This window comes from Sphingomonas sp. S-NIH.Pt15_0812, from assembly GCF_003951315.1.
GTDB lineage: Bacteria > Pseudomonadota > Alphaproteobacteria > Sphingomonadales > Sphingomonadaceae > Sphingomonas.
Map to the genome: position 1 here is coordinate 202,651 of NZ_QLJH01000003.1, position 13,624 is coordinate 216,274.

General features: G+C 70.2%; 12 protein-coding genes. 5 read left to right on the forward strand and 7 right to left on the reverse strand.

From position 1 onward, the window contains the following. Positions 1-31 precede the first annotated feature (31 nt). The 5 genes from BRX43_RS03500 to BRX43_RS03520 form a co-directional block, all read right to left on the reverse strand. Complete coding sequence (locus BRX43_RS03500; RefSeq protein ID WP_125993435.1) at positions 32-1,621, reverse strand: lysine--tRNA ligase; 1,590 nt, start codon at positions 1,619-1,621, stop codon at positions 32-34. A gap of 69 nt (positions 1,622-1,690) precedes the next feature. Continuing rightward, complete coding sequence (locus tag BRX43_RS03505) at positions 1,691-2,836, reverse strand: Gfo/Idh/MocA family oxidoreductase (protein ID WP_125993436.1); 1,146 nt, start codon at positions 2,834-2,836, stop codon at positions 1,691-1,693. A gap of 61 nt (positions 2,837-2,897) precedes the next feature. Next, entirely contained in the window at positions 2,898-5,141 is a 2,244-nt protein-coding gene (locus tag BRX43_RS03510) for a sensor domain-containing diguanylate cyclase (RefSeq protein ID WP_125993437.1), read from the reverse strand. A 39-nt stretch (positions 5,142-5,180) separates the two neighbouring features. Continuing rightward, positions 5,181-6,446 (reverse strand): glycoside hydrolase family 130 protein, encoded by a 1,266-nt coding sequence (locus tag BRX43_RS03515; RefSeq protein WP_346962844.1) that lies wholly within the window; start codon positions 6,444-6,446, stop codon positions 5,181-5,183. Between the two features lie 103 nt (positions 6,447-6,549). After that, positions 6,550-7,146: a hypothetical protein gene (locus BRX43_RS03520; RefSeq protein WP_125993439.1), complete on the reverse strand. Its 597-nt coding sequence runs from the start codon at positions 7,144-7,146 to the stop codon at positions 6,550-6,552. A gap of 117 nt (positions 7,147-7,263) precedes the next feature. Here BRX43_RS03520 and BRX43_RS03525 point away from each other — a divergent pair, with 117 nt between their 5' ends. The 4 genes from BRX43_RS03525 (at position 7,264) to BRX43_RS03540 (ending at position 10,368) form a co-directional block, all read left to right on the forward strand. Further along, on the forward strand, positions 7,264-7,929 hold the full coding sequence (locus tag BRX43_RS03525; protein ID WP_125993485.1) for a response regulator transcription factor: 666 nt from the start codon (positions 7,264-7,266) through the stop codon (positions 7,927-7,929). Further along, positions 7,926-9,326, forward strand: coding sequence for a HAMP domain-containing sensor histidine kinase (locus BRX43_RS03530; RefSeq protein WP_125993440.1), 1,401 nt, complete (start codon positions 7,926-7,928; stop codon positions 9,324-9,326). The genes BRX43_RS03525 and BRX43_RS03530 overlap by 4 nt, the downstream gene beginning before the upstream one ends. Before the next feature lie 83 nt (positions 9,327-9,409). After that, positions 9,410-9,976, forward strand: a complete 567-nt coding sequence (locus BRX43_RS03535) for a nitroreductase (protein ID WP_125993441.1) — start codon at positions 9,410-9,412, stop codon at positions 9,974-9,976. 35 nt (positions 9,977-10,011) lie between these two features. After that, positions 10,012-10,368, forward strand: coding sequence for a GntR family transcriptional regulator (locus tag BRX43_RS03540; protein WP_125993442.1), 357 nt, complete (start codon positions 10,012-10,014; stop codon positions 10,366-10,368). A 9-nt stretch (positions 10,369-10,377) separates the two neighbouring features. Here BRX43_RS03540 and BRX43_RS03545 read toward each other — a convergent pair whose 3' ends face one another. Then, complete coding sequence (locus BRX43_RS03545; protein ID WP_125993443.1) at positions 10,378-11,469, reverse strand: esterase-like activity of phytase family protein; 1,092 nt, start codon at positions 11,467-11,469, stop codon at positions 10,378-10,380. Positions 11,470-11,711: 242 nt separating this feature from the next. Between BRX43_RS03545 and BRX43_RS03550 the strand changes: the two genes are divergently transcribed. After that, the gene (locus BRX43_RS03550) at positions 11,712-12,098 is read left to right on the forward strand and encodes a hypothetical protein (protein ID WP_125993444.1); all 387 of its coding nucleotides are present in this window, start codon (positions 11,712-11,714) and stop codon (positions 12,096-12,098) included. A 34-nt stretch (positions 12,099-12,132) separates the two neighbouring features. Here BRX43_RS03550 and BRX43_RS03555 read toward each other — a convergent pair whose 3' ends face one another. Further along, the gene (locus BRX43_RS03555; protein WP_125993486.1) at positions 12,133-13,608 is read right to left on the reverse strand and encodes a DEAD/DEAH box helicase; all 1,476 of its coding nucleotides are present in this window, start codon (positions 13,606-13,608) and stop codon (positions 12,133-12,135) included. Positions 13,609-13,624: the final 16 nt, after the last annotated feature.

Genomic DNA, 13,624 nt, shown 5'->3' on the forward strand with positions numbered 1-13,624 from the left:
GCCCCTGCGAACACAGGAGCCCGGGGGCCCGTCAATCCGCCGACACGGCCTCCGCGATCAGCCGCCGCGACTCCTCCACGCCGTAGAGCGCGAAGAAGCTGCCCATGCGCGGCCCCTGCGACGCGCCGAGCAGCGTTTCGTAGAGGACGCCGAACCAGTCGCGCAAAGCCTCCTTGCCGTAATGGCGCTTGCCGATCTCATAGACCCGGTCCTGGAGCGTCGCGGCGAGATCGACATCGGCCGGCACCGGCTCGGCCAGGGCCGCGTCCAGGTCGCGCAGCGCCGCCGCTTCGCCCTCGGTCGGCGGGCGACGCTGGAGCGTCGGCGCGACGAAATCGCGCGCATAGGCGACCGCATAGCCGACCAGCCGGTCGAGCGCCGGATTGCCCTCCGGCGTCAGGCCCGCGTCATAGCGCTGGAGGAAGCGCCACATCGTCTCGCGGTCGCCCACGCCCGGCAGGCTGGCGAGGTTGAGCAACAGGCCGAAGCTGACCGGCAGCGTCTCGTCCGGCACCAGCCCGTCATGGATATGGTGGACCGGATTGCCCAGCCGCTGCTTCGGTTCCTGGCCGCGATAATTGGTGCGGAACTGCCAATATTCGTCCACCGCGCGCGGGATCACGCCCATGTGCAATTGCTTGGCCTTTTTCGGCTCGCGATAGGCGAAGAAGGCCAGGCTCTCCTCCGGCCCATAGGTCAGCCACTCGTCCATCGACAGGCCGTTACCCTTGGACTTGGAGATCTTCTGGCCATGTTCGTCGAGGAACATCTCGTAATTGAAGCCCTCGGGCGGGCGGCCGCCCAACACGCGGGCGATCTTGCCCGACTGGATGACCGAGTCGATCAGGTCCTTGCCCGCCATCTCGTAATCGACGCCCAGCGCGACCCAGCGCATCGCCCAGTCGACCTTCCATTGCAGCTTGGACAGGCCGCCCAGCGCCGACTGGACGATCCGCTCGCCCTCGTCCTCGAAGGCGATCAGGCCGGCCTCGGCATCGACCACCTCGATCGGCACCTGCAAGACCACGCCCGACCGGGGGCTGATCGGCAGCACCGGCGAATAGGTGGCGGCGCGCTCGGCGCGCAGCGTCGGCAGCATCACGCCCTGGATCGCGTCGAAATGGCGCAGCACCAGCTTCAGCGCGGCATCGAACCGCCCCGACGTGTAATAGTTGGTCGAGGAGGCGAATTCGTAATCGAAGCCGTAGCGGTCGAGGAAATCGCGCAGCCGCGCATTGTTGTGCGCGGCGAAACTGTCATGCGTGCCGAAGGGATCGGGGATGCGGGTCAGCGGCTTGCCGAGATGCTCGGCCAGCATCGCGCCATTGGGGACATTGTCCGGCACCTTGCGCAGGCCGTCCATGTCGTCGCTGAACGCGATCAGCCGGGTCGCCCGGTCGGACAGGGCATGGAAGGCGTTGCGCACCATCGTCGTGCGCAGCACCTCGTTGAACGTGCCGATATGCGGCAGGCCTGACGGACCATAGCCGGTCTCGAACAGGATCGGCGCATCACCGGGTTTCCCCTCCGGCCAGCGCGCGAGCAGCTTGCGCGCCTCTTCATAGGGCCAGGCCTTGGAGGCGAGCGCCTCGGCTCGCAACTGCATCGCGTCGTCGGTCATGGCCCGGCTCCTAGCGTCCCCCATCCGTCGCTGCCAGCCCTGTGCAAACGGGGGATGCGCCGGGAGGGCCTATCGCGTCGGGTCGCTGACCTTGACCAGATCGGGCGCGCTGACCGGGCTGAGGCCCTGTACCTGCTCGGGATCGATGCGGCGGGTGCGGGTGAAGGGCGGCAGGACCTGGGGCTGCCCCGTCTCCAGCGCGCGCACGATCCCCTCGATCACGCGCAGGTCGGCCAGTCCCTCCTCGGCATCCGGCTCGACGGCGCGGTCGTGGAGGATGCAGTCGGAGAAATAGCGCATCTGCCCGCCGAACTGGTCGGTCTCGGCGAAGCTCGCCTCGCGTTCATCCTCGCCGATGATGCGCTGGTGGCGCAGCGCCATGCCGAAGCCATAGGCGGGGCGCATCTGGATCGACCCCTTGGTGCCGGCGATCACCAGGCTGTCGACGGTATTGGCATAATAGCTGACGACGAACTGCGCGATGGCGCCGCCCGGCATCCGCAGCGTCACCGCCACCGTGTCGTCGAAATCCTGCGCATAGCCCGATTCCGAATGCCGCGATCCGATCGCCGATACGACCTCCACCGGCTCTTCCCCGAACAGGTAGCGGATGGCGTTGATCGGATAGGCCCCCATGTCGAACAGCGGACCGCCCTCGATCCCGTTGCGCGCCCGGTGGTTGGCGGGGTCGAGCATCTGCGCGAAGCAGGAGGAGAAGGCGATCAGCTCGCCCAGCTCGCCCGCCCGGATGCGGTTGATCGCGTCGATCGTCGCCGGCTCGAAATGGAGGCGATAGGCGGTCATCAGCTTGGCGGTGGAGCGGCGCTCCGCCGCCAGCATCGCCTGTGCGTGCTCGACCGAAATCTCCAGCGGCTTCTCGCACAGCACATGGATGCCGGCATCGAGCGCGGGAATGGCGAATTCCGCATGACGCCAATTGGGGGTCGCGACATAGACGGCGTCGATCGTGCCGGAGGCGAGCAGCTCGGCGAAATCCTCATAGGCATAGACCGCGTCCAGCCCGTAATTCTCCGCCACCTGCCGCGCCTTGTCGAGATCGCCGGAGACGAGCGCGACCAGCTCCGAATTGCCGGTATGCGCGATGCCCGGCATCATCGCCTCCTGCGCGATGTCGCCCAGCCCGACAATGGCATAGCGGACCTTCCGCTGCTGCGTTCCGTCGCCGCCCATGCCCAATGACGTGCCGATGCTCATGCCGATTCCTCTCGATCCGGTTCGTGGTCGGCGCGGGGAACGCGTATTCGGCAGGATGGGTTCAGGCGGCGAGGTGTGCCGCGTTGCGACCCTCCGCCTTGGCGCGGTAGAGCGCCCGGTCGGCATCGCCGAGCAGCGAGGTCGCGGTCGCGCCCGGCCGGTACAGTGCGATGCCGATGCTGGCGGTGACCGGCGGCCCGTCCGCAGGGTGCGCCGCACTGGTGGCGATCGCGGTCCGCAGCCGCTCGACCAGCGTCAGCGCCACGGCTTGCCCGGCGCCGGGGAAGATCACCACGAACTCCTCGCCACCCAGCCGGCCGACCAGATCGGTGGCGCGCACCGCCTCCGTCGCCGCGCGGGCGACGCGGCGCAGCACCCGGTCGCCCTCGCCATGGCCCCAACGGTCGTTGACCTGCTTGAAATGATCGATGTCGAGCACCGCGACCGCCAGGGGCTGGCCCTGCCCCATGGCGGTCGCCAGCGCCTCGTCCAGCATGGCCAGCGCGCGGCGGCGGCTGGCCACGCCGGTCAACGCGTCGATGTCGACCAGTCGCTGTGCGCGCTCGGCCAGTTGCTCGGCGGCGAGATGCGCGGCGCGCAGCGCGGCTTCGGATTCGACCTGCTCGGTCACGTCGCGGATGATGCCGAACAAGGCGGCGGGCGATCCATCCGCCGCCATCTCGCCCCGGCCACGGACCACGACATGGTGGACCAGGCCATCGCCGCCGCAGACGCGTGCGGCGCATTCGAACTCGCCGCCCTCGACCATCGCCGCATGGACCACCGATCGCACCTGCACCATGTCGTCCGGGTGGTAGAAGGCGATCGCCTGCTCCAGCGTCGGCTGCGGATCGGTGACGTTCAGGCCGTGCAGGCGGAACACCTCCGCGCTCCACGCCAACGTCCCCGTGGCGATCGAATAGCGCCAATGCCCCACGCCCGCGATCCGCGCCGCCATCTCCAGCAGGCGGTTGGCGTCGCGCAGTTCGTGCATCGCCGCATCGGCGCGCAGTTCGGCCTGGCGACGCCGGCTGATGTCGCGAACCGACACGATCACCTCCGCCCCCTGCCCGTCCGCCGGCCGGCCCTCGGTCTGCTGGACCGGGACCAGCCGATAGGCCGCCTCCAGCCAGACATAGGCGCCGTCGCGGCGGCGCTGGCGATAGACGCAGACGTCATGGCCGGGGCGGCCGGCCACCAGGCCCCGCCAGTTGGCGAGCACGGTCTCGCGATCGTCGGGATGGATCAGGTCTATCGGCCCCTGCGACAGCACCTCGTCCGGGGTGAAACCCAGCACCCGCTGGACGGCAGGCGAGGCATAGACGACGACGCCATCGACCGAGATTCGGCCGATGATGTCGCTCGACCATTCGGCCAGCAGCCGGTGGTGCCGCTCGCTTTCCGCGCGCTCGGCCGTCAGTCGCGCCCGCGCCGACTGGATCGCGGCGAAGGGCAGCGCGGTCGCGAACAGCACCAGCAGATAGAATTGCAGGAAGAAGGCGGTCGCGGCCGGCGAACCGGCCAGGAGGTGCGCCGGATGCAGTCCCCGGCTGATCGCCAGCGTCGCGACGGTCGCGACGATCGTGACCCCGCCGGCGGCGCCGAACGGCCCCAGCCGATAGGTCGCGATCAGCAGCGCGACCATCGGCAGAAACAATAGAGGGAAGCGGTCTTGCGCGAATACCGCCAACGTCACCGCCGCGACCAGCGCCAGCAGGGCGATCGCCTCGCCACCCGAGCGGGGGCGACCCGCCCGCGCCTCCGCCGGATCGTACAAGGCCGCCGTGGTCAGCACCATCGGCGCGACGATCAGCATCCCCAATGTGTCGGTGGTGAACCAGGACAGGATCGACTGCCATCCGGGGCCGCCGACCACCGCCCAGATCGCGGCGTTCACCACCCCCCCGATCACGGTCGCGGTGGTGAAGCGCGCGACATCGCGGGGCTTGATGAAGGACGGTCGCGCGATGCCCCAGCGGCGGATCAGCACCGCGCCCAGCCAGCCGCCGACCAGGTCGGCGCCGGTGATGCCCGCCGCCATCGGCAGGTTGGTGCCCATGCCCAGATTGGCCAGGGTGCTGCCGGCGGCGCAGGCGAGCAGGGTCGCAGGCGCGAAGCCGGCCGGCACCAGCAGCAGCGCCGCCAGCAGAACGCCGCTCGCCGGCCACATCGCGGCCGCGCCGTCGAGACCGCCGGTCGCGACGAGCGACAGCGACGTCACCGCCCAATAGGCCAGGGCGGCGGCCGATATCGTCCTGATCGGTCGCCCCGCCACCCCGTCCGCCTCGATTCGCCCTGATTCCATCACCACGGCGCATCCTACAGCACACGGGTTAATCCGCTGTTATAAAGCCTGATTATCCATCGCCGCCAGCAGCGGATCGATGGGGACCGTGGCAAAACGGGTATATTCGTCCGCTATCCCATAGGGAAGCAGCATCGTCCGCCCGCGTACCAGCGCCCCGCAGCTATAGACGACATTGGGCACATAGCCGTCGCGATCCTCCGGCCCCGGCTCCAGCAGCGGCATCGACAGGCGGCCCAGCACGCGCGACGGATCGTCCTTGTCGAGCAGCACCGCGCCCATGCAATAGTTGCGGACGACCCCGACGCCATGGGTCAGCAGCAGCCAGCCCTCGTCGATCTCGATCGGCGAGCCGCAATTGCCGATCTGCACGAATTCCCAGGGGTAGCGGGGCTCCAGGATCTTGCGGCCACCGTTCCAGGTGAAGGGATCGTCCGATTCGAACAGCCACAGATTCTCGTTGTCCTGCCGCCCGATCGCCAAGAAGCGGCCGCCGACCCGGCGCGGGAACAGCGCCATGCCCTTCGCGCCCGCCAGCGCGCCGCGCACCGGATGCATCTTGAAGTTGCGGAAGTCGTCGGTCTGGAGCAGCTCCTGCCGCACCGCGTCGGTGCCCACTGCCGTATAGGTGCCGACATAGGTGGTCTCGCCGGTCTTGCGGCGGAACGGGGTGAGGCGCAGATCCTCGATCCCGCGCGCCTGGCTGTCGAGGACGGGGAAGAGCACGGTCTCGGACGGCTCGCGGCTCCCCCGGCAATCGAGCTGCACCGTATCCTGGTCGTGCCATCCGCTGGCGGGGCCGACGATCGGCGGCACGGCCGTCTCGCTGGCCGGGTCGAGCACCAGCGTGCCGTCCGCCTGCCAGCAGCCGGTGCGGAAGGCGACGGAGGACAGATGGCCCTCGCCGATCCCGCGCAGCGACAGGACGAAGCGGATCGCGCCGTCCGCCTCCTCGCCCATGCCGACGATGCTGGGGTTGAACAGCGCCGCCGATTCGAAGGCATATTCCGCACTCAGATAGGCCCCGATCAGCAGCCGGTGCGAAAGGGTGACGGCATCGGGATCGGGCAGCTGGTCGCGCACCGCGTCGAACTGGCGGAGCAGCACCGCATCGACATCGCGGTGCCGCTCGTCGAGCGAGGCCCGGACGCGGGCCAGTTCGTCGTCCAGCGCCGATTCGGGCAGGGACAGGACGCGGGCGATGATGCGACCGGGGCGCGGATGGCCCGGTATGGCAAAGCCGGCGGGATCGGAGGGCAGGAAGGGGCGGATCACGGTCCGCTGCGGGTCGGGCCCGAGCTTCACGGGCAGGCGCTGGACGGGAACGGTGGGGATGGACGACATGACGATCGGCGCGCTCCAGGGCGGTGAAGCCCCGAAACGCGCCGAACGATCACTGGGTTTCCGGTCAGCCCGCCGTGGCGGGAGCCGGCGCGGGGGCCGCTGCGGCCGGAGCCGGAGCCGGTGCGCCAGCCGGAGCCGGTGCGCCAGCCGGCGGCGGGGGGGGCGGCGCGTTGCGGTCACGCGGACCACCCGGACCACCCGGACCGCCGGGGCCACCGGGGCCACCGGGGCCACCGGGGCCACCGGGGCCGCCCGGACCATGCGGCGGCGGCGCGAGCGGGGCCAGCGCCACCACCTTGCCCGACCCGTCGACCAGGAACGAGGCATGCATCATGCCCCGGTCGAACCGGCCCTGCACCGTCACCGGCGCACCGGTAGCGACCAGCCCGGCGTCATCGCCCTTGGGGCCGGTATCGACCAGCGCATGGCCGCTGCCGTCGTCCAGCACGAACTTGTTGCCGAACACCTCGGCGACGCGGCCCTTGACCGTGACGACCGAGTCGCCGGCGGTCAGCGATCGGATCGGGGTGGCGCGCATCGGCGCCATCTCGACCGCCGGCTCGAACGAGCGGGCAACCACCGCGCCGCCGGTGATGCCGGCGGCGAGCAGCGCGACGCCGGCCAGGCCGGTGCGCAGATTGTTGCGGAAGATGGGGGGCATGGGGTCGTCTCCTTGTTGATGACCCCTTCTACCGATTCGCCCCCGACCCCCACTGAACCGCGCGGTTCAGTTTCGGTTTAGACCCGGGGCATAGGGCCGATCATGGAAAGGGATGCGATGCGGGTGCTGCTGGTGGAGGATGATGCGGCGCTGGGCGCTGGGATCGCGCGTGCGCTGCGGGCCGAGCATTTCGCCGTCGACCTGGCCACGGACGGCATCGATGGCGGCCATCTGGGCAGTACCGAGAATTACGACGTCGCGGTGCTCGACCTGGGGTTGCCGGGTCGCGACGGCCTGTCGGTGCTGGCGGGCTGGCGCGCCGAGGGCCGCACCCTGCCCGTCCTGATCCTGACCGCGCGCGACGCCTGGGCGGAGAAGGTGCAGGGCTTCAAGGCCGGGGCCGACGATTACCTGACCAAGCCGTTCCGCACCGAGGAGCTGGTGATGCGGCTGCGCGCGCTGGTCCGCCGGGCCGCCGGCCATGCCGCCAGCGTGATCCGCTGCGGGCCGCTCAGCTTCGACGCGCAGACCGGGCAGGTCGAGCTGGACGGCCTCCCGCTGAAGCTGACCGCCTTCGAATGGCGCGTGCTGTCGGCGCTGATCCTGCGCCGCGAGGTGGTGGTGGAGCGGCTCGACCTGCTGGAGCGGGTCTATGAAGGCGATGCCGATGTCGATTCCAACTCGCTGGAGGTGATCGTCGGCCGCCTGCGCCGCAAGATCGGGGCGGAGCGGATCGAGACGGTGCGCGGGCGCGGCTATCGCCTGACGGCGGGGGCGGCATGATACGGGTGCCCCGGTCGCTGCGCGGACGGCTGGCGCTGGTCGCGGCGGCCGCGACGCTGGTCGCGCTGGCGGTGGCGGGGGTGGCGATCGCCGGCATCCTCGACCGCTATGTCACGGGCACGATCGACGCACGGCTGGACGACCGGCTGCTGGCGTACGGCGCGGCGGTGCGCGAGGACGGCACGCTCGATACGGCGCTGCTGGCGCGGCTGGCGAGGGAAAGCGACCAGCCCTGGCGGATCGTGACGCCGCGCGCCCGCGCCGGCATGGCATGGCTCGATCCGCTGGCCACCGGCGGGACGCCGCCTACCCCGGTGGTACCGCCGGAGGGCTTTGAACCCCCGAAGCCGCCACCGCCGCCGCATCCCGGCCGCCAGCCGCCGCCGGCCGATCGCGCGCCGCCGCCATCGCCGGGCGCGGGCCATCCGTTCGATCAGCGGACCGGCACCGGCGGCGTGCATGGCCGCTGGGCGACGATACCCACCGCCGCCGGGCCGGCACGCGTGGCGGTGGCCGTCCCGCGCCGCGCGATCACCCGCCCGGTGGAGGCGGCGCTGGCCCCCTTGCTGGCGATGCTGGCGCTGCTCGGTGGCCTGCTCGGCGTCGCGACCCTGGTGCAGCTTCGCCTGGGCCTGCGGCCGCTGGCGACGATCGCGGCGATGCTGGCGGAGGTGCGCGCCGGCCGCCGCCGCCATGTCACGGTCGATTCGCCCACCGAATTGCTCCCGCTGGTCGAGCGGCTCAACGCGCTGATCGACGACAATGCCGCGCAACTGAAGCAGGCGCGCGGCCATGTCGCCAATCTGGCGCATGGGTTGAAGACGCCCTTGGCCACGTTGCGCCTCGATCTCGCCGGGCATGATCCGGACGGGCGGCTGGCCGCGCAGCTCGACCGGGCCGAGCGGCAGATCCGCCACCATCTCGGCCGCGCCCGCGCCGCCAGCGATGGTCCGGCCGGGGCGGACCGGATCGCGGTCGCGCCGATCGTCGCCGATCTGGTCGCGGCGCTGGCGCGTATCCATGCCGATCGCGGCATCCGCAGCCAGGTCGCGGTGGCGGACGACATGGCCGTGCGCTGCGATGCGCAGGATCTGGCGGAGATCCTGGGCAATCTGATCGACAATGGATGGCGTTGGGCGCGGCAGGCGGTGCGGATCAGGGCGGAGCGCCACGATGCGGCGGTGCGGATCGCGATCACCGATGACGGCCCCGGCATCGCCGCCGACGCGATCCCCCAGGCGCTGCGCCCCGGCGTCCGGCTGGACGAAGCGGGGGAAGGCCATGGCTTTGGTCTGCCGATCGCGCGGGAGCTGGCCGAACTGCATGGCGGCACGCTGACCCTGTCCACCGCGCCGGGCGGAGGCCTGACCGCGACCGTGACGCTGCCGGCGGGGTGAAGCGATGCCCGCCCCGCACCGGCATCGCCGCCATGGTCGATCGACCCTAGGATATCGGCGACGGCACGCTATCTGGGGCGGTGATGCTCAACGATCGCTCGACGCCGCTCGCCTTCCTCGCCACCCGCCGTTCGGGCAAGCCGCGCGATCTGGTCGCGCCCGGCCCCTCGACCGACGAACTGACGGCGATGATCGGCATCGCCGCGCGCACGCCCGACCATGGCAAGCTGGCCCCCTGGCGGTTCGTGATCGTCGAGGATCGCGACCGGCTGTCCGCGCTGATCCTGGGTGCCCGCCGCGCCGCCACGCCGCCGCCGACCGAGGCGGAGCTGGCCGGGCTGGACCAGTTCGCGCGCCAGGCCCCCGCCCTGGTCGTGGTCCTGTCCACGCCGCAGCCGGGCCGGCCGATCCCGGTCTGGGAGCAGGAGATGTCGGCAGGCGCGGCGTGCATGAACCTGCTCCACGCCGCCAATGCGCATGGCTATGCCGCCGGCTGGCTGACCGGCTGGCCCAGCATGTCGGAGGCGGTGCGCGACGGATTCGGCGCGGCGCCGGAGCGGATCGTCGGCTTCGTCTTCATCGGCACGCCATCGCGGCCGCTGGACGAACGGCCCCGTCCCGATCTGGGTGCAATCGTTTCACATTGGTGAGTCGACAAGCGTGCCTCATGGTGTATTAAGTCACCATGACAGCATTTAGCGGCGAGGACAGCCCGGTCTATCTCCGCCTCCGCGGCGCGATCGCGGCGGGCATATTGCGTGGCGACTATCGGTCGGGCGACCAGTTGCCCTCGGTCCGCGCCTTCGCCGCCGAACATGGCGCCAATCCGCTGACCGTCGCCAAGGCCTATCAGGGTTTCCAGGACGACGGCTATGTCGAGGTGCGGCGCGGCGTCGGCATGTTCGTGCTGCCCGGCGCGGCGGAGCGGCTGCGCTTGGCCGAGCGCGCGACCTTCATGACCACCCACTGGCCGCGCATCCAGGAGGCGGTCGACCTGCTTGGCCTGGATTGGGACGAACTGCTGCAACGCGCGCGGGCCTGACGGTCCCGCCTACCCCTTCGGCTCGGACCAAGCGAAGGCGAGGAACTGCGAGCGTTCCTCCTTGCTGAAATTATCGTCCGCCTCGGCGATCAGCGTGCGACGGCCGTCCACCAGCCTCGGTCCCCAGGCCAGCCCCTCCAGATTGTCGATCATGATGCCACGGTAGCGGCCCGGCAGGTCGAGCAGCACCTCGCGCCGCATCGGCACGGCAGCGCAGCGCGGCAAGGCCGGACAGGCCAGCACGTCGCTCGTATCCGGCGCGAGGGTCGACAGCACGATGCGCGCATGAACGCCCTGTTTCATGTCGAACGGCGTGGCACGCTCGATCGTCAGGAAACGGTGGTCGTCGACCGCCAGCAGTTCCGACACGCTGTAGCGCGAGTCCGGCTCGGCATAGACATATTGTCCGGTCGGCCGCCGGGTCGTGGGATCGAACCGGGTCAGGCGATGGAGCGCCGGCGCGGTGGCGCCGCCGGCGACGGGGCGATCCTCGAAGGCCGGCACCTCGTTGAGCGCGAATATCCCGCCGTCCGGCGTGACCGCCAGCCCTTCCAGCACGCCGTTGGATTCCGCGCCGCGCGTGCGGTTGTCGGCATGGAGATAGGCGTCGGGCAATGCGAAACCGTGGAGGATGCGACCCTTCGCGTCGCCCTCATACATGGCCGGCTGGGTGCGGTCTGCGGGATCGGACCGCCATGTCCCTTCCGAGGACCAGAGGACATGGCCACCGGCCAGATGGCGAATGGCTTCGGGATCGATTACCATCCGGTCGGTAGGGAAAGGGATGCCCCGGGCGTCGCGCAACACGACCTGCTGCTTGATCCGCACCTGCATGCGATGACGCGGCGCATCGATCCGGATCGCCAACCGGTAGTAGCGTGGCGGCCGCCCATCGCCCTTGTCGTCGGAAATGGCGAGGTAATCGCCGTTCGGCAGCCGGTCGAGACCCGACAGGCCACCGACCGCGATGCCCTGGAAGCGGCTGCCCCGCGGTAACGCGGTCGAGGCGATCAGGTCGAGCGACGGCGGCGCGGCGGGCGCGGGGCTGGTGCAGGCAAGAGCCGATAGCGCCGCACCGATTCCCATCCCCGCGCGCCTCATGTCGATCCCTCCGCCGCCCGGCCATGCCGGACATAGCATGTCGCCGGGTTGGTCATTCCTAGCCGGGCCCTTAATCCAGATCGACCTCCTCGCCAATGGAGGGGGCAGGCCACCACCCTGGTCCGCCACCCTGTCTGTTCGACAGGCGGCCGCCATGACATGCTTGTCAGTAGGATGAGACGGGATGGCGCGTAGGATGGGCACCGGCCCATCACTGATGCGCCATCGCCTCGGAGGCACCGATGCCCGTCCTTCCCGTCCCGTTGCCGATCGCCGTCAAAGCCCCGCGCAACGTCGCCAACACGGCCGCGATCCGTGCCACCTCGGACAGGAGCACGATCGCCCCCGGCGACCTGCTCCAGAAACTCGACGATTTCCGGGCGCACCTGAACCGGCGGGACCGGGCCCGGCTCGATCAGGCGCTATCGCGGGCTAAGGATGGCGGCATCGCGGCCTGTGCCGGCAATGTCGACCGAAGCGAGGCATCCTGCGAGGACTGGGCCTATGTCCGCGCCGTGCACCGCACGGGGATGATGCCCCGGTTCAAGGCCAGCCTCTGTCCCGAACCGTCGAACGGCCCACCATTGGAGGACCGTTCGGCACCGCCCCCCGACCGCTCCCCCCGCTGAGGACGACGTACGGGCAGCGGCCCGCGCGCCTCGCTCAGAGCGGTATGGTGGCGTTCAGGAAGGCCGGAATCGGGCCGTTCCAACCGACATCCGGACCATCGTCGCGGTCGCGGGCATAGCCACGATCGTCGCGGCGACCCCGCGCCGGGCGGTCCTGCTCGCGACTGGCCTGCTCACGACTGGCCTGCTCGCGGGGAGCATAGTCGCGGGGGGCCTGCTCGCGGGGAGCCTGTTCGCGCCGGTCGCGGTCGCTGCGGGCCGGCTCGCGCCGTTCCGACCGCTCGCGGCGGGGTGCTTCGGCCTCGACCGGCTCGGCGGCCGCGACCGGCTCGCTCGACGCCGCGCGAGCGGGGCGCTCGCGGCGGCCGCGACGCGGCTCCTCCTCGACGACCGGCAGTTCGAGCCGGGCGATCGACTGGCCGGTCAGCTTCTCGATATTGTCGATATTCTCGGCATCGTCGGGCGCGACGAAGGTGAAGGCGACACCGGTCGCGCCGCCGCGACCCGTACGCCCGATGCGGTGGACATAATCGTCCGGGTGCCAGGGCGCGTCGAAGTTGAAGACGTGGCTGACGCCCTTGATGTCCAGCCCGCGTGCCGCGACGTCGGAGGCGACCAGGATGTTGATGTCGCCGCGCTTGAACAGGTCGAGCTCGGCGAGCCGCTGCGGCTGTTCCATGTCGCCATGGATCTCGCCCGAGCGGAAGCCGTGCTGCTTCAGCGACTTGTTCAGCTCGCGCACCGTCGTCTTGCGGTTGCAGAAGATGATCGCGGTGCGTACCTCGTCCTGCCCCAGCAGCTGGCGCAGCCGCTTGCGCTTCTCGGTCGACTGGGCCGGCACCGGCACCACCCATTGGGTGATGTTGATGTTCGTCGAGGCGGGGCGCGCCACCTCGATCGTCTTGGGATTGTCGAGGAACTTGTCCGCCAGCTTCTTGATCGGCGGCGGCATCGTCGCGGAGAAGAGCAGGGTCTGGCGCTGCTTGGGCAGCTTGGTGCAGATTTCCTCGATATCGGGGATGAACCCCATGTCGAGCATCCGGTCCGCCTCGTCGATCACCAGCATCGAACAGCCGGTCAGCAGGATGTTGCCGCGCTGGAACAGGTCCATCAGCCGGCCCGGCGTCGCGATCAGCACGTCGACGCCCTTTTCCAGCGCTTTGATCTGGTCGCCCATCGACACGCCGCCGATCAGCAGCGCCATCGACAGCTTGTGGCCGAGGCCGTATTTCTCGAAATTCTCGGCGACCTGGGCCGCGAGCTCGCGCGTCGGCTCCAGGATCAGGCTGCGTGGCATCCGCGCGCGGCTGCGGCCATGCGCCAGGATGTCGATCATCGGCAGCACGAAGGCGGCAGTCTTGCCGGTGCCGGTCTGGGCGATGCCGATCAGGTCGCGCATCATCAATACGGAGGGGATGGCGGCCGCCTGGATCGGCGTCGGCTCGGTATAGCCGGCGTCGGTGACCGCCTGGAGAAGTTCGTCGGAAAGGCCGAGATCGGCAAAGGGCATGAACATGTCCGGGTAA